The following is a 25,431-nucleotide window of genomic DNA, read 5'->3' on the forward strand; positions in this document are numbered from 1 at the left end:
ACCAACTTATAACTTTTCATTTAAAATCAAACCACAGTTTTATCCCAAAAGGCGTATCTCCTGTATGGCTTACGCCACTTCCTTTTTCACCGCTTGGACCCATAGTCTCTGGCCCGCTGAATTTATTGCCAATTGGAGAGATTTGATGGAGGAACGAAATATCTCCTTTTGGCATCTTGGGAGTAACTCCGGGAGTTGCATGAGGTGGGTTTTCAGGATTGTAAAGTTTGAAAAACATTCCAGGTGTACCGGAATATATTTGGATATTGCCTTCTTCTGTTTGCAGTTCCATGGCATAAAAGTTGGCATGATAGCCTTTGAATTCGGGATATATCAAGTTATCATAACTGTAACCTGTCATGGTATTGTTATAAGCTTTTTCCCACAAGCCGAATTCAGCTCCTTTTAACCTGTTTTTCCAAACCCTATAAGGTCCGTCCCCTACCCATTTTACTCCCTTGACTTTTTCTTCAGGATAAGAAAATGAAATGCCCAAAAAGTCAATGCCTCCACTACCAAATGCAGGACCATTGGATTCAAAAGATAACAGTCCGGAACTATTGACAGTCCAAGTAGCCTTTTTGGGATAGGTCGAATATGACATGTGCACTTGAATACTTCCTTCCTCGTCCATTTCCCAATACACTTTTTCCACCTGTGAATCCATTCCTTCCACCGTTGGGCCGTTGGCAAATGAAAACAACTTTGTTCCTTTTTGAACTTTAGTCAAATTACCTGTTTCAAGGTTAAAGAAATAAGTCATTTCTCCTGCCTGTATTTTCAATTGACCGTTTTCTTCCTCCATTTGAACCATATTCATTTCACTTGAATTTGGTTCAAATAATTCTCTTGCTGCAAAGTCAATTGGACTATGAATTGGCCAACTCCAAGTATACAATTCCTTACCATTCCAATCATAGGCACTTATTGAAAGGTAATCAGATTGATCGAAATTATCAGGCAAGTCAAGGTCTATTCTTTTTGTTTCCCCTGGAAGAATGTCAGGAAGGTTGATTACCTTTTTATGGTTCTCACTTTGACTTTCTAAACCATTGACAGAAAAAAGTTTCCATTCCAGTTTGCAGTCAACTAAGGAGGAATAGGTATATTGATTTTCGATCAAAATTTCGCCGTCGAAATTGGCGTTGAGATTGAAAGTCTGAACCTGAATCGGAGACCATATTTCCTTGATGGTGTAAAAACTGCCTTCTTTTTCTTTATAGGGACCTAAAATTCCATCAGGAGCATGGTTACCATCAGCATCCAATTCCCCATCACGGTCAGTCCGGACCACTGCTTCATCTGCAAAAACCCAAAGAAACCCACCGGAGTAAACCGGATTTCTTTTGAATGCATGCCAATAATCATCCAATCCTGCCCCATGACCGCCATCGTAAAGTCCATGCATAAATTCCGTGGGCATAAACGGTATCTGACCATGGGTTAAACGCTGTATTCCTGCATTATACCTTAAGTAATGATAGGTATCCACACCGTTTCTGACAAGCCAAGGATAAATTACAGGTCGTTTTTGGATATCATATTCATGAAACCATTTCTCATTTTCAAAATCCCAGCCCCCTTCATTACCATGGTCCCAAATAATTACAGATGGATGGTTGGCATCTTTCAGAACAGTGGCTTTTATGATCTTAGGTCCAACTTCGGTATCATAACCCTGCTGCCACCCTGCCACTTCATCCAAGACAAACAAGCCAAGAGAATCGCAAAGGTCCAAAAACCGCTCATCAGGTGGATAATGAGACATGCGGACAGCATTCATGTTCATCTCCTTCATCAACAAGATATCTTCCAAATGATTGGCTTCACTCAAAGCTCTACCCGTATTTGGATAAAATGAATGCCTGTTCACTCCCTTGAAAACGACCCTTTTACCATTGACATAAAAACCATCCTGCTCCCTAAGTTCAACTGTTCGGAATCCAAAAGTCTCTTTCTTTTGAAAAACGATATTTTCATTTTGCATCAAGATAAAAGATGCCTCGTACAGATGAGGGTGTTCGGGGTTCCATGTTTTGATACCTTCAATTTTTCCTGAAAGCCAAGAACCCTCGCTTATATCTGCTGATTCAATGTTTCCAATTACTAAATCAGAACCTTTTTCCCTGATCTCGATTTTAACTTTGGCATTTTTGGGTGGATTATTGATTTCAATCAGACTGTTGAAAGTACCATCTGATTTGGCATCTATGGCAAGTCTTGAAAAATGTGCATTGGGTAAAACTTCCAAATAAACCGGTCTGAAAATCCCTCCAAAAATCCAGAAATCCGCTTCCCTTTCCGCCCTGTTCACCGAAGCATTTGCGGAATGCTTATTTACTTCTACTTCCAGGGTATTGCTTTTTCCATAATTTACCAATTTGGAGATATCATAGTTAAATCTATAAAAACCACCTTGATGTATTTCCCCCGTAGATTTCCCATTGATTTTAACCTTGGTATCTGTCATAGCCCCTTCAAAAACAATGTTGATGGTTTTCCCTCTCCAATCTGAAGGTACCTCAAAGGCATGTTTGTAAAATCCGGTTTCAGTACCCAAAACCCTATCAGCGTTTTTATGGTCGTGACCATAATTGTAGGTGCCGAAACCATGCAATTCCCAATTAGAGGGAACAGGAATAGTACTCCAGGTATCAGCTTTTCTACCATCTGACACCATAAATTCCCAATCTACAGTTTGCGAGGCATCCTTACCGGAAAGATAAATCCTTTGATAATCCACTTGGGCCAAACTGGAATGCAGAAATGAAAAAATGAGAAAAACAGAAGTTAGTATATTTTTGAGGGTATTGGAGTTCATTCTGTTTATTTTAGGTTTATTGATACTAATGAGGAATATAAAATATTCCACTTATCACTTTCGGCTACATACATTCTAAGATAGTTCTTAAATTCAATTATAAAAATCACTTAAGGGTCTTACTCTCGAAATCGTTTGCGTAATCAGCAGGACAGGTTGCTTGAATTACATGCACTTAATGTAGAACTTGACAAATATTAAATAACCCAAAATATGAAAAAGTCAGTATTGCTATTAATGATGCTCGGATGTATGGGGATCATTTCCTGTGAATCTCCCAAATCGGAGAATAAATCAACAGAATGGAATAATATTTTCAATGGTGAAAACCTGGAAGGCTGGAAAGTAGTCGGAGGTGCAGCACCTTTTGAAGTTAAGGATTCGGAAATCATAGGTTATGCAAAAGCCAATACCCCAAATACTTTTTTGATTACTGAAAAAGAATACACGGATTATATTCTGGAACTCGATTTAAAAATAGAAAACCTTTCCAGCAACTCCGGAATTATGGTCAGGGGTCAGTTTGACCCGACCAAAAGAGATGGACAGGGTCTGGTTTTTGGCTATCAGATAGAAGCTGACCCTTCCGCACGTGCTTGGTCAGGCGGATTATATGATGAAGCCCGAAGGGGCTGGCTGTATCCACTTGATCTTAATCCCAAAGCCAAATCAGCCTTTAAAATGGGAGAATGGAATTCCTACCGAATTGAAGCCATTGGAAAAGAAATCAAAACCTGGATCAATGGTCAGGAGGTTGCCTATGTAGTAGATGATATGGATTCAAGGGGATTTATAGGATTACAGGTACATAGCATTGGAAATCCTGAAGATGAAGGAAACAAGACTTATTTCAAAAATGTCAGGGTACAAACGGAAAACTTAACTCCTACCCCATTTCAGGGAGATGTCTTTGTGGTCAACACAGGATTGAATGAACTGACAGATTTTGAGAAAGAAAAGGGTTGGAAACTATTGTTCAATGGACTAAATTCAGAGGGTTGGAAAGGTGCTTACAAAGAGACTTTCCCAGAGAAAGGATGGCATATCAAAGATGGTATATTGATGGTTGAAAAAGCCGATGGTGGTGAGTCAAGTAATTTTGGAGATATTGTTACTGTTGAAAAATACAGTGCATTTGACCTTGCCTTTGATTTCAAAATGACAGAAGGTGCAAACAGCGGTGTAAAGTATTTTGTGACCTTAAGTGAGGGCAACAAAGGTTCAGCGATTGGATTGGAATATCAAATTTTGGATGATGAAAGACATCCTGATGCCAAAATGGGTATAGAAGGCAACAGAACATTGGCCTCACTTTATGACCTGATCAAGGCCAATAAGCAACCTCGCTTTGTAAAAGGCCCCGGAGAATGGAACAAAGGCCGGGTAGTTGTATATCCTGACAACAAAGTGGAACATTACCTTAATGGAGTTAAAGTAGTGGAATATGTTCGCGGTTCTCAGGAATACCGTGACCTTGTAGCCATCAGTAAATACAAAATTTGGGAGAATTTTGGTGAAGCGCCCGAAGGACATATACTGCTTCAGGACCATGGAGATGAAGTTCATTTCAAAAATATCAAAATCAAAAAGCTGAATTAAACCCGGATAACCATGAACAATGATAAAAACAACAGGCGTGAGTTTTTGAAAAAATCCACCTTGGCCACCGTAGGACTTTCTTCCCTGGGAGCGATGGGTTTTTCCGCAAAAAGCTATGGGAACATCATCGGTGCCAATGACAGAATGAATGTTGCAATCGCAGGACTAGGTAGAAGATTGGGTGCATTCTATGCACCCATCAGCGATCCTAATAACAATGTGAGATTAGTAACGCTGTGTGACGTGATGGAGTCCCAAAGAGGAAAGGCTGCTACAAATTTTGCCAAATTCATTGATTACAAACCAAAACTTGAAAACAGTATTCTCAAGGTAATTGAGGACAAAGAGATTGATGTACTGATCAATGCCACTCCTGACCACTGGCATGCCCCCGGTACCTGGTTAGCCGTAGAAAACGGCAAACATGTCTATGTAGAAAAACCCTGTAGCCATACCCCCCGTGAAGGAGAAATTCTGTTGGAATACAAAAAGAAGTACGGCAAGGTGATTCAAATGGGCAACCAACAGCGTTCTTCAGACCATACCATAGAAATCATCAATCAGATTCATAATGGGGTTATTGGCAAAGCTTATATGGCAACAGCATTTTATATCAATCAAAGAGGAGAAGTTCCAGTTCCCAAAGAAGCCGCCCCTCCTGCTGGTCTGGACTGGGAACTTTTCCAAGGACCCGCGCCAAGAAGAAAATATACGCATGATACTTGGAATTACAATTGGCATTGGTATGGCTGGGACTACGGCACTGCTGAAACCGGTAACAATGCAACCCATGAATTGGATGTGGCACGCTGGGCACTTCAGGTAGAATATCCAAAACATGTCCATGTAGATGCCGGAAAATACCACTTTGTAAATGACGGCTGGACCATGTACGATACCATGTTGGCTACCTTTAAATTTGATGGTGAAAAAACTATACAATGGGATGGTAAAAGCCGAAATGGTCACAATACTTATGGTATGGACCGTGGCACTATTATATATGGTACTGAGGGTTCAGTGATTGTCAACAGGAGTTTGTACAGATTATTTGACAGATCCGGAAAATTGATCAGAGAAACAAAAACCAAAAGCGTGGAGGGAAGTACCAACCTTGGCGGTGGTGGTGATATGACCACAGTACATGTAAGCAATTTCTTTAATGCGATCCGAGGAAAGGAAAAGCAAAATTCCACTATTGATGATGGGGCAGTCAGCACCTTGCTATGTCATTTAGCCAATATCTCCCATCGCATAGGCGAAAGCTTTGATTGCAATCCCTCTAATGGTCATATCTACAACAGAAAAGGAATGGAATTGTGGTCAAAAGCCTATGAAAAAGGCTGGGAACCTAAAATCTAAGAAGAAATTTCATTAACATTTATCAAGCCTTTGGGGACAAAATACCCAAAGGCTTTTTTTATTTTTTTTCAATATTTAATTCAATAAGAAGATGATTATCTTTTAATTATCTAGATTAAAATAGTTAGAATCATTTTTCGCAATCGATTCCGTAACTTAAACATCCACCCGTAATTTCTTCACTACAATACTGTTAAATTTAATTTCATTCAGGTGGGGGAAAATATCCTGAGGTATCAAAGGCTTCACCCATTGCATTATATAGCTAGGATTAAATGAATTTATTTCCCTTTTAAATTAACTTAACCCAATCAATCATGAAACAAAAGTTTTACTTGAAATCAGGAATATTTTTATTCCTGCTCGCACTGTCCCTCAATGTATATGGACAGTCCAGAGTAGTCAAAGGAAAGGTAACAGACGAGTCGAATGAACCTGTTCCCGGAACTACCGTCATTGTCAAAGGGACAACCACCGGTACAACTACAGATTTAGACGGGGACTACAGTATATCTGTTTCCGACGATGCTGTGCTTGTTTTTTCCTTTATAGGGTTTACTTCCAAAGAAATAACTGTTGGAAATAATTCTATCATTAATGTAACCTTAAATACAGATTTATCAGACCTTGAAGAAGTCATTGTAGTAGGTTACGGTACCCAAAGAAAAAGTCAATTGACCGGCGCAATCTCATCTGTCGGTGCCAAAGAAATCCAGGAACTCCCTATTTCCAATGCAAGACAGGCTTTGCAGGGTAGGGCTGCAGGGGTGGATGTAACCATTGCAGGAAGTAAACCCGGTGCAGGTCCACAGGTAAGGATCAGGGGTAGAAGATCATTTAATGCTGGTAATGATCCCTTGTATGTAGTGGATAATATTCCAATAGTGGGGAATATTGACGACATCAACCCTCAGGATATCGTTTCCATGGAAGTTTTGAAAGATGCCTCAGCCACAGCTATTTATGGTTCAAGAGGGGCAAATGGAGTTGTGCTTGTCACTACCAACAGAGGTAAGGCAGGCAAAACGATAGTTTCTTTTGATATGTTTGCCGGGGTCAATGAATCATTGGGAAGGATTGAAGTCTTCAATGGACCTGAGTTTGCGGAATACAAAAGGGAATCAAGAAGGGCAACAGGCAACTATCCCGCCGGACCTGCTACACCTGAAGCGGATGCAACCCTATTTGAGCCTGTGGAATTAGAAGGTATTGCTTTGGGCAGGACCACTGATTATGTCGGGGCATTGCTCAGAACAGGAGTAATACAGAATTATCAGGTAGGTGTACAGGGAGGAAATGAAAAAACAAACTTCTTTATCTCAGGGAACTACTTCAATGAAACCGGAGTAGTAAAAAACCAGGATTTTTCCAGATACACTTTCAGGGTAAATCTTGACCATAAAATCACCAACAGGATTACAGTGGGCACTTCTACCCTATTGGTAAATAGTCTCAGAAATGGAGAAAACTTCAATCCAATCGGCGGAGCAATGCAGGAAAATCCACTTGGAAAACCATTTGATGACGAGGGTAATCTGATCTTTTTGCCAACCAATGATGGTTTGAGGACGAATCCATACGCAGAAATTGTACCCGGAGCACAATTAGATGAAGTGTCCAGATACAGGATGTTCAATAGTATTTATGCTACTATACAATTACATAAAAACCTGTCATTCCGCTCAAATTTTGGACCTGATTTTAGTTTTCAGCGGGCAGGAAGATTTACAGGTTCACAGACCAATGCCAGAAGGGGTGCACAACCAACCGGAAGCATAGCTGAAAGATGGGATTTCAATTATACATTGGAAAACATTTTAACTTATGAAAAGACATTCAATGAAAAACATAGATTGAATGTTACTGGACTTCAGGCCATCCAACAGGACAGGTCTGAAAGAACCAGTATTTCAGTATTGGGAATTCCTGCAGCGAGTCAACTTTACCATAGGTTGGGAGATGCCAGTCAGATTACAGGCGCCAATACCGATTTGATAGAATGGGCCCTATTGTCCTACATGGGAAGGATCAATTATGGATTTAAAGATAAATACTTAGTCACTGCTACACTAAGAGCTGACGGCTCTTCCAGGTTTGGTTCTAATACCAAATGGGGTTATTTCCCTTCAGTGGCCTTCGCTTGGAATATTACCAGCGAACCCTTTATGGCCAATTCCAATATTGACCTGATGAAGTTGCGGGTGAGTTATGGTTCCATTGGTAACCAAGGTATATCTCCCTATCAGACCCAGCCTCTTCTTGGAAGAACTGTTTATGCCTTTGGCAACACACCTGCATTCGGATTTAGGCCAAATTCCATCGGTAATCCTGATCTAAGATGGGAATCTTCGGCTACATTCAATGTAGGATTGGACTTTGGGCTTATCAAAGGCAGGTTAAGTGGTAGCATGGAATATTATAATACCAGAACTACAAGTTTGTTGGCTCCTCAGCCATTACCCAATTCGACAGGATTCGGAGGATTTACAACAAATGTAGGTGAAACACAAAACACCGGTTTTGAACTGACATTAAATTCCATCAATATAGATAGGACAAATTTCAGATGGTCAACAGATATTATTTTCAATACAAACAGAGAACAGATCGTCAGCCTCGCCAATGGAAGGGTGGATGATATCGCTGCAGGTAGATTTATTGGTCAACCCCTTTCTGTATTTTTTGATTTGAAAAAAGTTGGAATATGGCAGACTGATGAAGCTGATGTGGCTCAGTCATTTGGAGATAGACCCGGCGAAATCAAAATAGAAGACTTCAACTCAGATGGAAGAATCAATGCAAATGATAGACAAATTCTTGGTTCTGCTGTTCCAGACTTTATTTTAGGTATGACAAACAGGTTTAATTACAAAGCATTTGATTTTTCCTTTTTCATTTTTGCAAGGGTTGGACAAATGCTGAGGTCAGATTTTCATAGTGCCAACAACTCCTTGTTTGGAAGATATAATAATCTTGCTGTGGATTATTGGACTCCTAACAATCCCACTAATGAATTCCCAAGGCCCAACCAAAATCAGGAGTTTCCCAAGTACAATACTTCTATGACCTATTTTGATGGTTCCTTTGTGAAAATCAGAAATATAAATTTGGGTTATACTTTACCTACAGCCCTTGCCACAAAATTTAAGATGCAAAGCCTGAGAGTATTTACAAGTATCCAACAGCCTTTCATCTTTGCTGAATACAGGTCAAGATATCAAGGTATAGACCCGGAAACATTTATTGATGGAGAACAGGGTGTAGAAGGCGGAAGAGTAAGTTCAAACGTTGCTCCAGCTATCACTACTTATACTTTAGGACTAAATGTCAGATTCTAGTATTAACAAAAAAAGATGACTATTATGAAAATCATATATTCAATATTTAATAAATCTTTAGGGGCTCTTAAATACGCCCTGATAACAGGTCTCCTTTTATCGGTTTCCTGTCAAGACATATTGGAAGAGGATGTTATATCCAGAATCGGAAACGATTACCTCAGCACTCCATCCGGTTTAAATGACGGTGTCAATGCAGCTTATAGTACACTCAGGATGTGGTATGGTACGGAAAGAGGAAACAATTTCACCGTATTCGGAACCGATACTTACAGAATGGGTTCTGATGGAAGCTGGAAGTTTATCAATCAATACACCAATCAATTTGACTCCAGAACCGGTCAATTGAATGAAATATGGGATGAGTCCTATAGAGGAATAAACACTTGCAATGCCATTATTGAAAGAGCTGAAGGCATCACCGGGGTAAATGAACAGACCAAAAATCAAAGGTTGGCCGAAGTAAAATTTCTGCGCGCCCACTACTATTTTATTTTGGTACAGACTTTTGGCGCCGTTGATTTACAACTCACTGAAACCTTGGTTCCTACTAAAGAAGTTAGTCGGACACCAGTCCCTGCCATTTATGATGCCATTATTAAGGACCTTACTGAGGCTATTCCTAATTTGGAACCCATAATCAGATCCAATAATTATGGAAGAGCTACTAGACCTGCCGCAGAACATTTGTTGGGAAAAGTATATTTGACCAAAGCTACCTCTGAAGCCCAGGCAGGAGACGATTATTCAAAAGCAGAAGTATTATTGAAAAAAGTAATCTCAGATTATGGATTTAGACTTTTGCCTGATTTTAAAGACGTACACGGCTTCGGCAATGAGATCAATGATGAAGTGATTTTTGCTGTTCAATATACCAGAGACCCCTTGACAAATTTACAAGGAAATTCTTCAGCAAACCCTGTTTTGAATTCCGGTAATAATGGCCATGTATTCTTCCTGATGGAATATGATACTCAACCAGGAATGCGCAGAGATACTCAAAATGGTCGACCATTCAAAAGATTCCGTCCGACAGATTATACGCTCAATACAATATTTGCAGACAGGGAAAATGACGCCCGCTATGATAAATCTTTCGTCCATGTATTTCGAAGTAATAGACCTGGAACTTATAACACATCGTTTGATACCTCAAAACCATCAGTAACCTTTGCTGAAGGGGATACAGCTATCTTTTTACCTGGTGTGGAACTTTCCGTGGCTGAAAGGGCCACAAGACCTTATCAGGTTTTGGTTCCAAGCTTGTATACTGATAAACTATATCCTGCCTTGAATAAATTCCTGGATCCTGGAAGAGCTGATTTGACACAATTTGAAGGTGGTAGAGATTATATAGCATTCAGATTGGCAGATACTTATCTGATGTTGGGTGAAGTGCTTTTCAGACAAGGGAAAAATGCTGAAGCTGCAGATGTTGTCAATAATGTAAGGAGAAGAGCCGCTTTCCCCGGAAAAGAAGCAGCTATGGAAGTGACAGCTGCAGATATCAATCTTGAATTTTTTGTTGAAGAAAGAGCAAGGGAATTATTGGGAGAACAGATGAGATGGTTTGACCTTAAAAGATGGGGATTGCTTATCGAAAGAGTAAGGCTTCATAATCCGGATGCAGCACCTAATATCCAAGAATATCACAGTCTCAGACCTATACCACAAAATCAAATTGATCGTACTACCGGCGGAGAGGCAAGTTTCCCTCAGAATCCAGGATATTAATTGATCTACCAAACAACTAAAAAGGTCTTCCAAATGGGAGACCTTTTATTTTTTACTTTCCGGTGGATTCTCTCAGGATAATTTGGGAAGGCAAAACAATGATTCTATCTTCCAAAGCAGGTTGATTTGGCTTGGTAAGTTTTTTCATCAATAATTCCGCACATTCCATTCCAATCTTCAATGCCGGTTGTGAAATGGTGGTCAAGGAAGGTTGAAGCAATCCTGCAATGCGCATATTGGAGAAACTGATCATCCTAAAATCTTTCGGCATTTGCAATTTGGTTTCTCTAGCTGCGTAATAAGTAGCTATGGCTAATTTTTCAACAGAAGCTACGATTCCATCAGGTCTGTCCATTCCATAAAGAAAACCTGAAATAAGTCTGATGTTTTCCTCTTCTTTTTGAGCACATTGGATTACCCAACTCTCATCAAAGGAAAGTGATGATGCCTTCATAGCATCCAAATAGCCTCTGAGTCTTTCCCTTCCTATTGATATTTCCTTGGACAATAATAAAAAATAGATTTTTTTGCAGCCTTTCTCTATCAAATGAAAAGTAGCTTTATAACCGTTTTCATAATCATTTGTAATAAACTTGGTTGTGGGGATTTCCTGACAAATCCTATCAAAAAAAATAATTGGCACCCCTTTGTTAAACACCGTTTGTAAATGGTCAATATACTTTGTCTGACTCGAGACCGACATGACGATTGCATCAACCCGACCATTTAAAAGGTAAGAAATAATCCTTTTTTCGGTTTCCACATTTTCATGGGTACTATAGACTAACAAATGATATCCATATTGCTGGGTGATTTCTTCTATACCGTCTATGACCTGACTAAAAAAATTATTGATCCTTTCCGGGATAATAACAGCAATGGTTTTGCTTTTTTGTTCCCGAAGACTTCTTGCAAAGGGATTTGGTTGGTAGTTTAAGGCCTTGGCCAGTTGATTTACCCTATCTTTCGTGGGTTGGCTGATTTCATAACTGTCGTTTAAAGCCCTTGAAACTGTAGAAGGTGATAATCCGAGTTTTTCCGCTAGATATTTAATGTTTACCTCTGACATCGTAAATTTTCCATTTATAAACAAGGTTGCTGATTATTGCCTGATCTTACAAAAATCAAATAAATTCATTAAAATATTAAGATTCCCACCAAATTTAAAATAACACGAAATCGATTGCACTAGTTATTGGCATTTGCTTATTAAAGTATATGCTTAATCCCTTAAATTTCAATAAATAAACCTATTCACCATGGATATTCTACCGCGTCGGGGTTTCAAAACCTTTATAAATGATGATTTTTTACTTTCAAATGAATTCTCAAAAGTTCTCTATCATGATTACGCGAAAAATTTACCCATCATTGATTATCACAATCACCTTCCTCCAGAACAGATTTCAAGAAACAAGGTTTTTGAAAATATAACCGAAATTTGGCTTAATGGCGATCATTATAAATGGAGGGCCATGAGGACTATGGGAATTGATGAGAAATTTATCACGGGCAATTCTTCCGATTTTGAAAAATTCCAGAAATGGGCACAGACAGTACCATATACCATGCGCAATCCCCTTTATCACTGGACGCAGATGGAATTACAAAGATATTTCGGAATAGAGGAATTACTGGATCAGGATAACGCTATCGACATTTATAATTTTACGAGCAAAAAAGTCTCCACTCCTGAATTCAGCACACAAAACTTACTTTCCAAAATGAATGTGGAGGTAATCTGTACTACGGACGATCCTTGCGATAACCTTATTTATCATCAGGAATTTAAATTTTCGAATATTTCTTTCGGAATGTTTCCGGCATTTAGACCTGATAAAGCCTTTACCATTGAGTCGCCAGAGAATTATGAGACCTACCTCAACAAGCTGGCAACTGTCTCCCGCAACAATATCCAAACCTATGACGACCTTCTTCAATCATTGAAAAACCGGGTGGATTATTTTCATGAAAATGGTTGTCGACTTGCTGACCATGGGCTTGAAAATCTGTATTATTTCAAAAACTCCTCTTTAGACCCCCAAATAATTTTCCATAAAGTAAACACCGGTCATATACCAACAGAGGAGGAAGTGGCGTTTTTCAAATACAGGACTCTCTTGGAGCTTTGCAAAATGTACCAGGCAAAAGGTTGGACCCAACAGTTCCACTTGGGCGCTTTAAGAAACAATAACAGCAGAATGTATAGGCAGCTTGGACCGGATACTGGATTTGATTCCATCGGTGACTTCAGTCAGGCGGTATCTTTATCCGGTTTTTTGAATGAATTGGACAAAACAGATCAACTTGCAAAGACAATCCTATACAACCTTAATCCCGGTGACAATGAAGTAATGGCGACCATGACCGGAAATTTCAATGATGGATCCATAAAAGGGAAAATCCAATTCGGTTCAGGTTGGTGGTTTCTGGACCAAAAAGACGGTATGGAAGCGCAGATGAATACCCTTTCCAATATGGGTCTGATCTCTTGTTTTGTAGGTATGCTGACAGATAGCAGAAGCTTCCTTTCCTTTCCAAGACATGAATATTTCAGAAGGATTTTATGCAACCTGTTTGGGAAAGATATCCAAAATGGTGAACTTCCAAATGATGAAAAAATGATTGGAAAAATCATTCAGGACATTTGTTATTACAATGCGAAGGATTTTTTCCAATTTCCGAAAATATAAATGACATGAAATTATTCTCTGTAAAAAATAAAAAAATAGTAATCACAGGGGCTACAGGGGTCTTGGGCGAAAGGATAGCAAGACACTTGGCCAAAGAAGGTGCGCAGATCATCATTTTAGGCCGGACACCTTCTAAAGTAGAGCACCTTATAGAAGTTTTAAGAAAGGAAGGAGGAAAAGCTGATGGTTTTTTGGCAGATGTTACCCAAGAAAATCAAGTGGAATTGGTCGCTCAAAAAATCGAGGACAGATACAAGACGGTGGATATATTGATCAATCTTGCCGGTGGCAATCGGCCTGAAGCTATTGTAAGTCCAATTCAAACCCTATTTGATCTTTCGCCCGAAGCTGTCAAAAAAGTAATGGACCTCAATTATCAGGGAACCTTAATTCCCGTTAAACATTTTTTTCCTTTGATGCTATCCAACAAATCCGGCAATATCATCAATATTTCCTCAATGGCGGCAAGCCGACCAATGACAAGAGTTGTTGGCTACGCTTCTGCCAAAGCAGCCATTGACAACCTTACCAAATGGCTTTCTGTGGAACTAGCCCAGAAACATGGCCCAAATTTCCGTGTCAATGCCATAGCACCGGGTTTTTTCCTTACAGAGCAAAACCGATCATTACTTACAGAATCCAATGGAAGTTTGACCCAAAGGGGAAATCAAATCATTGCACATACTCCCATGAATAGATTTGGCGAACCCGAAGATCTTCTCGGAACCTTGCAGTGGCTGTGTTCAGATGCATCAAAATTCGTCACAGGAACAATTATTCCAGTTGATGGGGGATTTTCAGCTTATTCGGGAGTGTAAAAGTACCAAGTACTATGTACCAAGTACCAAGACTGCTAGAAATTTGAATGCAAGTTCATATTTCCCAGATCGATTTGCAGTGTACCTGTTCTCGTTCGATATCTAAAATCTAAAATCTTAATTCTAAAATCTTAAATTCTAAAGATGACCTATAAAATGGAACAGACCATGCGCTGGTATGGTCCCAAAGACCCGGTAAGTTTAGCTGACATCAGACAGGCTGGTGCCACTGGTATTGTTTCAGCATTGCATCATATTCCCAATGGGGATATTTGGACCAGGGATGAAATCAAAAAAAGAAAAGATATCATTGCAGCCGCAGGATTAACCTGGTCTGTAGTGGAATCCGTCCCTGTTCATGAAAAAATCAAAACAAGATCTGGAAATTATGGCGAACTGATTGGAAATTACAAACAGACTATTGAGAATTTAGCTTTAGAAGGCATTCACATTATCTGCTATAATTTTATGCCCATATTGGATTGGACGAGGACGCTTTTGGCCTGGCCCCTACCCAATGGGGCAAAAGCTTTGAGATTTGAGAAAAAGGAAGTTATTGCTTTTGATCTTTTTATGCTCAAAAGACCCGGAGCAGAAAATGAATACACCCCAAATGAAATTGAAAAAGCAAAAGAATTCTTTGAAAACGCTACTGAAGATACACTCAAACGAATAAATGACAATATCCTGAAAGGATTGCCGGGTTCTGAGGAAGGTTATACCATGGAGCAATTTCAAACTGCCTTGGATACTTACCAAGGTATTGGACACAAAGAACTTGAAACGCATCTTCAGCTTTTTTTGGATGAAATTCTTCCCATTGCTGAAAAGAACGGAGTAAAAATGGCCATTCACCCGGATGATCCGCCATTCGATGTATTTGGTTTGCCAAGGGTGATGAGTACTGCCAAGGATATGAAAAGGTTGATCTCAGACAATTCAAGTCCCAACAATGGCTTTACATTCTGTACAGGTTCTTATGGAGTCAGAGCTGACAATGACCTTGCTGCCATGGTAAGGGAATTTGGTGACCACATCCATTTTATCCACCTCCGGGCAACAAGAAGAGATGATGAGGGTAACTTCTATGAAGATGACCATTTGACCGGAGATGTTCCTATGGAAGCCGTGATTCATGAAATCCTGAAAGTTCAACAAAACCGCCAAATCTCCATTCCCATGCGTCCTGACCACGGCCATCAGATGTTGGATGACATTGCCAAGCCGATAGTAAATCCGGGATATACAGCTATAGGAAGATTAAAAGGACTTGCAGAGATCAGGGGTGTGGAAGCGGGGTTGATTTGGGCATTGAAAATGGGGTGATATTCACCCCCCAACCAAAGCCTCAATAATCTCATTCCTCCTCGATCTTGAAAAGGGAATTTTCTTCATCCCCATATCGATTTCATTCCCTACTATTCCTTTGACTTTGGCCCTGGAAATGATATAGGTTTTATGGACCCTCAAAAAATCTCGGCTTGGAAGTAATTCTTCCATATTTTTCATCGTCATCAAGGTGATGAACCGACCCTCGTGGGTATGTACAGCAATATAATTTTCCATGCCTTCTATATAAAGGATTTCTTCAAAATTGATCCTTTTGAGGATATTATCGACTTTCAGGAAAATGTGGTCTTTAAAGTTTTCCTCAAAAGGTTTTTGGTTTTTTAATTGAAACATTTCTCTAGCCTTGTTCACTGCTTTCAAAAACCTATCAAAAGAATAGGGTTTGACCAGATAGTCAATAACATCCAATTCAAATCCCTGAAGGGCGTAATTGGGATAAGCAGTAGTAAATATGACCATCGGAGGTTTTTTGAGCGATTTCAAAAAATCCAAACCTGTTATTTTGGGCATTTGAATATCGAGAAACATCAATTCAGGATTTTCTGAAGAGATGATATTATTGGCTTCAAGGGCATTTTCACAGCTTCCTACCAAATCCAGGAAATCAATTTCCCTGATGTAGCTTTTCAGCCCTTCCCTTGCCAAAGGTTCATCTTCGACTATGATGGTTTTAATCTTCATTGACTTTGATTTCAAGTTTAACCTCAAATGAATCGGATCGCTCTATGGTTTCCAAGATATGTTTTTTTGGATACAATATTTCCAACCTTCTTTTGATATTCTTCAAACCAATTCCGCCTTGCACTGATTCAGCTTGCATTTTTTGGTTTTCTTTGGTATTAAAAAAATTGGCCATCAATCGTCCATTGGCATAAGTGATTTGAACTTTCACCAGATTTTCTTTATCGGTATGTGATGAAAGATGTTTGAAACAGTTTTCCAAAAACGGAATCAACAATAAGGGAGCAATGGAGAAATCTTCCAGGCCTTCTCCTTTTTCAAAAACCACTTTTAAACGATCCCCTTTTCTGATTTTTTCCAATTCAACATAGTTTTCAAGGTACTCCAGTTCCTGCTGAATATCAATACTATCTGTAGTGAATTCATATAGCTGTGATCTCAGCAGGTTTGATAATTTGATGAGTGTTTCAGAAGCTTTATCAGGATCCATCCTGATCAAAACATATACACTGTTGATGGCATTGAACAGAAAATGAGGATTCACTTGCGACTTTAGGAAATTCAGTTCACTTTCAATTCTTTCTTTTTCCTTGAGTTCATTTTGTCTGATGGTTTTTCGGTTTTCCAAAAATCCTTTGATTGCCAATAATATGGCTCCCGTAAAGACATTGGATGAAAAATATACACCTAAGATTTGTAAAGTACTTGCTTTAAAAAACTCTTCCAAATTGAGATTTAAAGCCAATGCAATTCCGGTTTTCATAAAAACAGATAAAAATGCGGCTAATAGAAAAAATGCTGGAAAAAATAATAACATGCCTTTGCCCTTCATCAATTTTGGGATGAGGACATACTGGGGAATATAATACATCCCTGCATTGGAAATGGTATAAAAACCGGTCACCAAAAGCAAATGATTGAAATTCTGATAAAATCCCTGATAAACTGATACCCAAAAAACATAGTATACTGCCCAAAAGAGCAAATGATGAACCTTATATCTTCCCAAAATCAATCCCAAATTATTCAAGGAATTAAGGGCAATTTCTCTTTTTGACTGATTTTTAACCGTTTTCATGCTACTTTTTAACTTTAAAGGCACCTGCCAAAATCAAAGTCATAAAAACAATTCCAACCATAAATAATGTCCACCAAACCATATTTTCCTCTTAATTTGAATTTACTCAATAAAATTAATTTCGATTGTTGAAAATATATATAGGGCTCAACAATCCAGAAAAAAAATGACCAATTGCTCTTTTTCTTTGACCAAAAGTGAAACCAAATTGATCAAACGAAATAAGCTGTTTTTTGGGTAAATTAAAACCTTTATTCCTACTCCAATTTACCTTTCATCTATTTTTTGGCATTTGGTCAAGCAGGAATTTCAGCTTGTCAAAGAAATTATTTTGCTGTCAAGTCACTCCCCAATTTTGGACAAACAAAAAAATAAAAACCATGAAAACACAAAAATTCAATTGGCTACTTGTTGGTATGCTGTTGGCATTTCTAAAAACTATTAATGCATCCGCTGAACCACAACTGATTACCACTCAAATCATCGGTAAAGGTCAACCCATAATTTTGGTTCACGGCATGTCCTGCAGTTCTGATGTATGGGATGAATTGGTTGAAAGATACCAAGGAAAGTATGAACTGCATTTGGTCACTATAAAAGGTTTTGGAAATAAGGAGATGGCAGATGTTGATTTTTATTTGAAACAGGTAAAAGATGAGCTGATTGCCTATACCCAAGAAAAAAAGCTAAAAAATCCAATCATCATTGGACACAGCATGGGAGGTTTTTTGGGCTTATGGGCAGCAGCCGAAGAACCGGAAGTTTTTGAAAAAGTCATTTCGGTAGATGGGGTTCCTTATTTCCCTGTGTTACAAATGCCAGGAATCACCCCTGAAACTGCCAAACCAATGGTAGAAAGTATGAAAAATGCCATGGTCAATATGGATGAGGCAAGTGCTTTGGCCAATCAAAAAATGATTGTTTCCTCCATGATAGCCACAGAGGAGAAAAGAGCAAAAGTCATTGAAATGGGAATGAACAGCAATTCAGCTGTAGTCGGACAGGCTTACGGAGAAATGTACACTACAGATATTCGTCCCCTGATGTCAAATATTAAGGTTCCTGTTTTGGTATTTGGTTCTTGGGCAGCTTATCAAAATTTCGGAGCTACCAAGGAATCAGTCACTTTAGGTTACCAAAATCAACTTAAGGAAATCAAAGAAGTAAAATTATTAGTAGCAGAAAAGGCTTTTCATTTTGTATTCTATGATGAAGCTGATTGGTTTTATAGTGAAATGGAAAAATTTCTTAATGATTAATTTCACTCATACTACCTAGGGAATAATACTTTTCACGACAAGAAATACTTCAAAAAAAAATTAGAGTTTTTAACTAACCATAACTTTTTCATATCGTAGGAATATTCAGATTGTAAAATGGCGGCGGGAAAAAATAAAGCTCTAAAAGAGTACAAATCTTTTCTCTTTTAATTTGGTTGATAGAAAATTAAAGGTCGTCATTTTACAGAAAGCGGAGCATATGCTCCGCTTTCTATTTACTGGTTTTCCGGAAAACCAAACATGTTCTGTTGGGCAAATAAATCTGAATTTTACCGGATTTATCAGTTGGATATACCGGATCACCTTCTATCCTGCCAAAGCCCCCGAATTTCTTATCATCAGAATTAAGTATGATTCTATATTTTCCATTTTCCGGAACTTTAAATTCAAATCCAAAAATAGATTCACTGATATTCCAACTGAAAACAAACACAAATCCACCTCTTTCAAATGCCAATATCTTTTTCTCAGGATCTAGATGAAGTTGCATAGCTTGTCTGGAAGCCAATATTTGGAATTCAGAAATCAATCTAATCATAGCTTTGTCCCATTCAAAAAGATCATGATATCTCAAATGGTCAGTATCAACCAAAGACCACTGCCTTCTGGCATATTGGTAGCTCCAATTATTCCCCAACCTGGGAAAATCCACCCATTCCGGATGCCCAAATTCATTGCCCATAAAATTAAGGTATCCCTCTCCGCCAAGTGAACTGGTAATCATTCGGATCATTTTATGCAAAGCCACTCCCCTATCTACAACCAAGCTGCTTTGGAGTTTGGACATGCTGGAATACATTTCTTTGTCCATCAACCAAAAAGCAATGGATTTGTCCCCAACCAAGGCCTGATCGTGTGATTCAGCATAGGCAATGGTTCTCTCATTTTCCGGCCTGTTGGTCAATTCATGCCACATTTCAAACATATCCCAATGCTCATCAGGTTTATGTTTGAGGGTTTTTATCCAAAAGTCAGGTATACCCATGGCCAATCTGAAATCAAAACCAATACCTCCATCTTGGGCCTTTCGACATAATCCCGGCATTCCACTGACTTCCTCAGCAATAGACATCGCAGATTGAGAAAAATCATGTATCAATTTATTGGCCAATTGCAGATAAATCACCGCATCCCAATCTACACCATCTTTGAAATATTTTTCGAGATTATCAAAAGTGACGTTCCCGTGATGTAAATACAATATTGAAGTCACGCCATCCCATCTATACCCGTCAAAATGGAACTCCTCCAACCAATACCTTACATTCGAAAGAAGGAAATGCATGACCTTTAATTTTCCATAATCAAAAAGTTTCGAGTCCCATCCTTCATGGTAACCTCTTTCACCCGGATGGAAATACTGATGGTCAGAACCATCGAATTCGTTGAGGCCTTCATAAACATTTTTTACAGCGTGAGAATGGACTATATCCATGATGACAGAAATACCCATTTCATGCGCTTTATTTACCAGAAATTTTAAATCTTCGGGTGTACCAAACCTGGAAGTAGGGCTGAAAAAATTGGAAACGTGATAGCCGAAAGATCCATAATAAGGATGTTCCATTACAGCCATCATCTGAATCGTATTATAACCTGCCGCTTTTATTCTTGGGAGTATGTTTTCAGCAAATTCCAGATAGGTCCCCACTCCCTCCTTTTCCTGCGCCATACCGACATGGCATTCATAGATAAGGGGCTGCTTCAAATTTTCACTGGCATCAAAACCTTGATCTGTCCAGGAAAAGGATTTCTCTGGAAACCACAACTGACCGGAAAAATCGTGATTTGACAAATCCTGAACAACCCTCCTGATATAGGAAGGAATTCGATCCAATGCACCGTTCTCACCTTCAACATGTACCTTTACTTTACCCTCGTGCACAAAGGAATTTTTGTAATCTTCATAAGGCAAAAAGATTTCCCAATCTCCCCTATGATCCTTTTTCAATGGATGACTGTATCGGTCCCAATGATTAAAATCCCCCATCAAGAAGAGGTTGTATGCTTTTGGGGCCCACTCTCTATATACCCAACCATTTCGGAAGGAATCAAAATGTATCCCATAATATTCATGCGCTCTGGCAAATTCCAAAAGATTCCCATAGTCCTGCTCAATTAATTTCAAGACTGATCGGAACCTTTCATATCTCTCAAAAATTTCCTGAGAATGGTCTTTCAACCAAGGAGAGTCCTTTACAATTGGTAAAATGGTAGGATTTTTCACGTAAATGAAATTTAGATTTTTCTAATTTAAAGAATATTCAAAAGCTAAACCAAAGTTAAGCCTCAATATGTAAAAAAGATTACTTGGCCTTACTCAGAAAATAAAAAAATAAAGCATTGTTGCTGCCATAGAATACCCTATCAAAAATGAAAAAAATATGGGGGCACTTAATGATACTTTAGTATACTCAGGAGAGTCTTTATGATTGGAAATATGACTTAATTTCCTAAAATATTTTTCCGGGAATACAGATAAAATAAAAAGCCCGTAGGCGATTGTTAACAGTAGTAGGGAAAAGAAAGCCTGCATATTGTATTTGGAATACGCAAAAATACATTTTATAGTTAAATTTAAAAATTATTGGTATAGAATGTTTACCTGAATATTAAATTAATTATAAATTTTTTCCTTTCATTTGAGAAGACTCTCTGACTATCATTTTGGTTTTGATCTGTATGGTTTCCTCTGAATCCAGATTATGATTCTTTATAAGATCAATCAGAAGCCTGGTAGCTCTTTTTCCCATATCATATCCATGCTGCTCAACTGAACTCAGACCCGGGCTTACAACCTCGGCCAGTTTCCAGTTGCTAAACCCGACAACACCAACTTGGGAGGGAATCTTAAATCCATGGTCCTTCAGGTATTTCATTACTCCGATGGCCACAAGATCCGTAATACAGAAAAAGGCATCCGGCGGATTGTCAGATTCCATCAGTTCTTTGGCAAAGTCGTACCCTTCCTTTTCATTAATCAAGACACAATTTTTCACCCACTCTTTGTTCAGACCATACCCAAAATCCTGAAGGGCTTTTTGATACCCCTCACACCTATCATTTGCATTTTTAACTTCCAATCTACCCCTCATATGAGCTATTTTTTTATAACCCATTTCGATGAGGTGCTTGACAGCTTGATATGCCCCTTCAAAATCATCTACAATTACTTTCGGGGATTTTACCTGATCGGTGATTTTATCAAACTGAACAATTGGTCTACCTTCATTGATAAATTCATTAAGGTGTTCACCCTCCATGGTTTCATTCGAGATTGATATAAGGAGTCCATCCACACTACTTCCCAACATGGTCTGACAAGCTGTAAGTTCATCGGCAAGAATGTCATTGGATTGGCTGACCAAAATATTATATCCTTGTTTTTTTGCTTCATCTATAGCGCCACTGATTACGGTTGAAAAAAAATGGTGAACCAATTCAGGCACAATCAATCCTATTGTAAAGGTTTTGTTTTTACGGAAGTTAACAGCAAGATAATTCGGAACATAATGATGTTTCTCAGCATATTCCTTAACCAAACGAATGGTTTCTTCAGCAATATCGGGATGTGACTTCAATGCCCTTGAAGCAGTTGAAATAGAAACTCCCAGTTCCTTTGCTATATCTTTCAAAGTCAATTTTTTCCGTTCTGTCATAGTTATTTTGGGAAACTACGGATATTAATCTGTTTAGACGGTTTTTCCTAAAATTCGGACAAAAAATAGATGAAAACATTTTGACTCAATCGAATCAGGCTTAAAGCACTGAATTCATCTCCAATATTTTTCCCACCAATTATTGATTAAACCGGTCAACTTTTAACAAGTGAAAAATAGTCAAATTAAATGATTGAACGTAAAAAATAATTTTTAAAAAATCTTATTTAAATTATGTTTAATGCTTATTTATCAGAATTTTAAATCTAATCGTTTCAATTTTCAATCAACATCTCAACCCTTCTGTTCAGGTTCCTTCCTTCTTCCGTCTGATTGTCTGCTATCGGCCTGCTTCCACCCCATCCTGATATCCTGACCCTTTCAAAATCAATACCATTGATAGTCAAATATCCTCTGATTTTGGATGCTCTCTTCATGGATAAATCCTTGTTCAATGAAGGGTCTCCGGCATTATCCGTATGTCCCTCCAGTCTGATTTTGATGTCCTGATTTTCCTTCATAAAGGCAACCAAATTATCCAAAACCTGAACTGACCTGGCATCGGCAAAATCAGAAGTACCTCTGTTGAATTGTATGTTATTCAATATAATGGACGTTCCTGTCATGGCAGGCTGAAGCAATAGCTCCTTACTTTCAACTGCTATACTTTCCCATTCTTTCACTTCCAAAATTCTGGGTATAAAACCTTTGGAGCTGATTACAATATTTGTCCAAAGAGGTTCTTCCAGTTTTTCCCATATTTCTTGCTGGGTATCTAAAGTCAGTTTGACTCCCCTATCATTTCCTATTTCTATTTTATATGGAATCTCTGCCATTGATTTAGCGTCCAATACCCTGATAATCTCATGTTCAATGCTTACCTGAGTATCTTCAACCTTTTCAAAATCATTTACTTCCAAAGAATCCTGTTCAATAACCAACACAGAATCCTTTTCTGATCCGGTTTCAATAACTATATCCGTTTTTTCCTCCTGTGTTTCTTCAGAAATTATAGCAACCGATTCTTCGGTTTTTTCAACTATATTCTCTTCAATAGCTTCAACAGGAGAGTCAACCTCTTCCAATAATGCCAATAAGGGTTCTTTTGGTTCGTACTTCACCATCATAAAATCGCCAAATCCATCACTGTTTTGGGTGGTCGTAAAAATCGCAAATTCCTCATCTTCATCTACAATCACATAGCCCAATTCAGATCCAATAGAATTGGCATTTTCGATTTTTTGAGGCTGCGTCCAATCATCCCATGATTTACTTTTCCTTTGCGCAAAATAAATATCCTTTCCCCTTCTGTTTCCATGGATATTTGATGAAAAATAAATGGTCTGTAAGTCAGCTGAAAGATAAGGTGTTTGCTCCTGTGCAAAGGAATTGATAGCGGAGCCCATATTAAATGGAGAGGACCAAGCCCCTTCTGATTGTCTGAAACTGATATAAATATCTTCATTCCCAAAAGATCCAAAGGAATTCATGGCCATCACGATGATACTTTGTTCAGCGAGCAGTCTACCACTGAAATGAACCCCGTTGTTCTTAAAATTCCCCATTTCAATAGGCTTCACATGATTCCAGGAATTTCCAAATCTGGTATATTGATGGATCCCTTGTCTTTTTTCATTGTTACCGCTATGATAAACCAAAGCGGTCAAAGCATCCGAAAATCCTATCAAAACATCATTTCCAGATGAAGACAGGTCTGATACATGTTGGGGTTTTTGCCACTCGCCTTTTGAATCTTTTTTGCTCATCCATACATCTCCAAAATCCGTAGGTCCTCCCAGGTTTTCAGGATGAAAACCTATACTGTAAAATATTTCTCCGGTTGGAGAAAAAACAGGATTTTGTTCATCATAGGGAGAGTTCAGTGCCCGCAAAGGAATCAGTTCCTGCCCTAAAGCTGAAAAGAAAAAGGAAAAAGCAAGCAGGATTAAGCTACTTGCTTTTATTAAAAAAGAGTATGGATTTAATCTCATTTTATTGATCTAATACTATAGCGAAAATCAAGGGTGCCACAATGGTTGCATCTGATTCTACGATGAATTTTGGGGTGTTGATTCCAAGTTTGCCCCATGTGATTTTTTCGTTTGGCACAGCACCTGAATAAGATCCATAGGATGTAGTGGAATCCGAAATCTGACAGAAATAACCCCACAATGGAACATTGTCTCTCTGAAGATCCTGATGCAACATAGGAACCACACAGATCGGAAAATCCCCTGCAATACCGCCTCCTATTTGAAAGAAGCCTACTGTGCTGTCTACTTGAGCATTTACTGTATACCATTCAGCAAGAAACATCATATACTCAATACCTGTTCGGACTGTATGTACATTTTTGACGTCACCTGCGATTACATGCCCGGCAAACATATTTCCTAAAGTAGAATCTTCCCATCCCGGTACTATAATGGGTAGGTTCTTCTTAGCAGCTTCCAAAAGCCAAGAATCTTTTGGGTCAATCTGAAAACTTTCATCAAGCTTTCCTGAAAGCAGGATTTTGTAAAAGAACTGATGTGGAAAATATTGTTCACCGGCCTTATCAGCTTTTACCCATTCAGCCAATATAACATTCTCAATCCTTCTCATTGCTTCCATTTCAGGGATACAGGTATCTGTAACCCTGTTCATATGCCTTTCAAGCAAATCCTGTTCCTCTTCCGGAGATAAATCCCGGTAATTCGGAATTCTTTCATAATAATTGTGAGCCACCAAATTAAAAACATCCTCTTCCAGATTTGCCCCTGTACAGGTAATGATGTGAACCTTATCCTGACGGATCATTTCTGCTAAGGAGATACCAAGTTCCGCGGTAGACATTGCCCCTGCCAAGGTGACCATCATTTTACCGTTGTTATCAAGATGGGTTTTATACCCTTCTGCAGCATCAATAAGCGCTGCTGCATTAAAGTGCCTGAAATTATGTTTTAAAAATTCTGTAATTTTCATATCTGTCTTTTTGAATTTTCCGCTGCAAAAGTACCAATTTAAAGCGCATAAAAA

General features: G+C 38.6%; 16 protein-coding genes. 8 read left to right on the forward strand and 8 right to left on the reverse strand.

Features of this window, described 5'->3' with window-relative positions; translation table 11 throughout:
• Positions 1-16 precede the first annotated feature (16 nt).
• Entirely contained in the window at positions 17-2,821 is a 2,805-nt protein-coding gene (locus tag B9A52_RS18800) for a glycoside hydrolase family 2 protein (protein WP_084121914.1), read from the reverse strand.
• A gap of 213 nt (positions 2,822-3,034) precedes the next feature.
• On the opposite strand from B9A52_RS18800, the gene B9A52_RS18805 reads away from it, so the two are divergent.
• From B9A52_RS18805 to B9A52_RS18820, 4 genes are all read left to right on the forward strand, one after another.
• On the forward strand, positions 3,035-4,420 hold the full coding sequence (locus B9A52_RS18805) for a 3-keto-disaccharide hydrolase (protein ID WP_084121915.1): 1,386 nt from the start codon (positions 3,035-3,037) through the stop codon (positions 4,418-4,420).
• 12 nt (positions 4,421-4,432) lie between these two features.
• Positions 4,433-5,782, forward strand: a complete 1,350-nt coding sequence (locus B9A52_RS18810; RefSeq protein ID WP_084121916.1) for a Gfo/Idh/MocA family protein — start codon at positions 4,433-4,435, stop codon at positions 5,780-5,782.
• A gap of 317 nt (positions 5,783-6,099) precedes the next feature.
• On the forward strand, positions 6,100-9,120 hold the full coding sequence (locus B9A52_RS18815) for a SusC/RagA family TonB-linked outer membrane protein (protein ID WP_084121917.1): 3,021 nt from the start codon (positions 6,100-6,102) through the stop codon (positions 9,118-9,120).
• Between the two features lie 24 nt (positions 9,121-9,144).
• Positions 9,145-10,854: a RagB/SusD family nutrient uptake outer membrane protein gene (locus B9A52_RS18820; protein ID WP_084121918.1), complete on the forward strand. Its 1,710-nt coding sequence runs from the start codon at positions 9,145-9,147 to the stop codon at positions 10,852-10,854.
• Positions 10,855-10,906: 52 nt separating this feature from the next.
• Here B9A52_RS18820 and B9A52_RS18825 read toward each other — a convergent pair whose 3' ends face one another.
• A complete protein-coding gene (locus tag B9A52_RS18825; protein WP_084121919.1) occupies positions 10,907-11,923 on the reverse strand; it encodes a LacI family DNA-binding transcriptional regulator in 1,017 nt (338 codons plus the stop codon).
• Between the two features lie 190 nt (positions 11,924-12,113).
• On the opposite strand from B9A52_RS18825, the gene uxaC reads away from it, so the two are divergent.
• The 3 genes from uxaC (at position 12,114) to uxuA (ending at position 15,691) form a co-directional block, all read left to right on the forward strand.
• A complete protein-coding gene (gene uxaC / locus B9A52_RS18830) occupies positions 12,114-13,547 on the forward strand; it encodes a glucuronate isomerase (RefSeq protein ID WP_084121920.1) in 1,434 nt (477 codons plus the stop codon).
• Positions 13,548-13,552: 5 nt separating this feature from the next.
• Positions 13,553-14,365: an SDR family oxidoreductase gene (locus B9A52_RS18835; protein ID WP_084121921.1), complete on the forward strand. Its 813-nt coding sequence runs from the start codon at positions 13,553-13,555 to the stop codon at positions 14,363-14,365.
• A gap of 144 nt (positions 14,366-14,509) precedes the next feature.
• Positions 14,510-15,691 carry a mannonate dehydratase gene (gene uxuA / locus B9A52_RS18840; protein ID WP_084121922.1) on the forward strand — a complete coding sequence of 394 codons (1,182 nt, stop codon included), beginning with the start codon at positions 14,510-14,512 and terminating at the stop codon, positions 15,689-15,691.
• A 3-nt stretch (positions 15,692-15,694) separates the two neighbouring features.
• Here the strand turns inward: uxuA and B9A52_RS18845 are convergent, their stop codons facing one another.
• Entirely contained in the window at positions 15,695-16,396 is a 702-nt protein-coding gene (locus B9A52_RS18845; RefSeq protein WP_084121923.1) for a LytR/AlgR family response regulator transcription factor, read from the reverse strand.
• Positions 16,386-17,474: a sensor histidine kinase gene (locus B9A52_RS18850; RefSeq protein ID WP_084121924.1), complete on the reverse strand. Its 1,089-nt coding sequence runs from the start codon at positions 17,472-17,474 to the stop codon at positions 16,386-16,388. The genes B9A52_RS18845 and B9A52_RS18850 overlap by 11 nt, the downstream gene beginning before the upstream one ends.
• A gap of 380 nt (positions 17,475-17,854) precedes the next feature.
• Between B9A52_RS18850 and B9A52_RS18855 the strand changes: the two genes are divergently transcribed.
• Entirely contained in the window at positions 17,855-18,733 is an 879-nt protein-coding gene (locus B9A52_RS18855; protein WP_084121925.1) for an alpha/beta fold hydrolase, read from the forward strand.
• Between the two features lie 232 nt (positions 18,734-18,965).
• On the opposite strand, the gene B9A52_RS18860 is transcribed toward B9A52_RS18855, so the two are convergent.
• The 4 genes from B9A52_RS18860 to B9A52_RS18880 form a co-directional block, all read right to left on the reverse strand.
• Positions 18,966-20,981 (reverse strand): alpha-amylase family glycosyl hydrolase, encoded by a 2,016-nt coding sequence (locus tag B9A52_RS18860; RefSeq protein ID WP_084121926.1) that lies wholly within the window; start codon positions 20,979-20,981, stop codon positions 18,966-18,968.
• 394 nt (positions 20,982-21,375) lie between these two features.
• On the reverse strand, positions 21,376-22,413 hold the full coding sequence (locus B9A52_RS18870) for a LacI family DNA-binding transcriptional regulator (protein WP_084121928.1): 1,038 nt from the start codon (positions 22,411-22,413) through the stop codon (positions 21,376-21,378).
• A gap of 275 nt (positions 22,414-22,688) precedes the next feature.
• Positions 22,689-24,404, reverse strand: a complete 1,716-nt coding sequence (locus B9A52_RS18875; protein ID WP_084121929.1) for an OmpA family protein — start codon at positions 24,402-24,404, stop codon at positions 22,689-22,691.
• Between the two features lies 1 nt (position 24,405).
• Positions 24,406-25,377 (reverse strand): deoxyhypusine synthase family protein, encoded by a 972-nt coding sequence (locus tag B9A52_RS18880; RefSeq protein WP_084121930.1) that lies wholly within the window; start codon positions 25,375-25,377, stop codon positions 24,406-24,408.
• Between the last annotated feature and the right edge of the window lie 54 nt (positions 25,378-25,431).

It is taken from the genome of Aquiflexum balticum DSM 16537, assembly GCF_900176595.1.
Classification (GTDB): domain Bacteria; phylum Bacteroidota; class Bacteroidia; order Cytophagales; family Cyclobacteriaceae; genus Aquiflexum; species Aquiflexum balticum.

Bases quoted from the DNA above. Each gene is read 5' to 3' on its own strand.
- B9A52_RS18820 (WP_084121918.1), top strand. From the start codon at position 9,145: ATGAAAATCATATATTCAATATTTAATAAATCTTTAGGGGCTCTTAAA.
- B9A52_RS18845 (WP_084121923.1), bottom strand. From the start codon at position 16,396: ATGAAGATTAAAACCATCATAGTCGAAGATGAACCTTTGGCAAGGGAA.
- B9A52_RS18805 (WP_084121915.1), top strand. From the start codon at position 3,035: ATGAAAAAGTCAGTATTGCTATTAATGATGCTCGGATGTATGGGGATC.
- B9A52_RS18810 (WP_084121916.1), top strand. From the start codon at position 4,433: ATGAACAATGATAAAAACAACAGGCGTGAGTTTTTGAAAAAATCCACC.
- B9A52_RS18815 (WP_084121917.1), top strand. From the start codon at position 6,100: ATGAAACAAAAGTTTTACTTGAAATCAGGAATATTTTTATTCCTGCTC.
- B9A52_RS18875 (WP_084121929.1), bottom strand. From the start codon at position 24,404: ATGAGATTAAATCCATACTCTTTTTTAATAAAAGCAAGTAGCTTAATC.
- uxaC (WP_084121920.1), top strand. From the start codon at position 12,114: ATGGATATTCTACCGCGTCGGGGTTTCAAAACCTTTATAAATGATGAT.
- B9A52_RS18855 (WP_084121925.1), top strand. From the start codon at position 17,855: ATGAAAACACAAAAATTCAATTGGCTACTTGTTGGTATGCTGTTGGCA.
- B9A52_RS18850 (WP_084121924.1), bottom strand. From the start codon at position 17,474: ATGAAAACGGTTAAAAATCAGTCAAAAAGAGAAATTGCCCTTAATTCC.
- B9A52_RS18800 (WP_084121914.1), bottom strand. From the start codon at position 2,821: ATGAACTCCAATACCCTCAAAAATATACTAACTTCTGTTTTTCTCATT.
- B9A52_RS18825 (WP_084121919.1), bottom strand. From the start codon at position 11,923: ATGTCAGAGGTAAACATTAAATATCTAGCGGAAAAACTCGGATTATCA.
- B9A52_RS18835 (WP_084121921.1), top strand. From the start codon at position 13,553: ATGAAATTATTCTCTGTAAAAAATAAAAAAATAGTAATCACAGGGGCT.
- uxuA (WP_084121922.1), top strand. From the start codon at position 14,510: ATGACCTATAAAATGGAACAGACCATGCGCTGGTATGGTCCCAAAGAC.
- B9A52_RS18870 (WP_084121928.1), bottom strand. From the start codon at position 22,413: ATGACAGAACGGAAAAAATTGACTTTGAAAGATATAGCAAAGGAACTG.
- B9A52_RS18880 (WP_084121930.1), bottom strand. From the start codon at position 25,377: ATGAAAATTACAGAATTTTTAAAACATAATTTCAGGCACTTTAATGCA.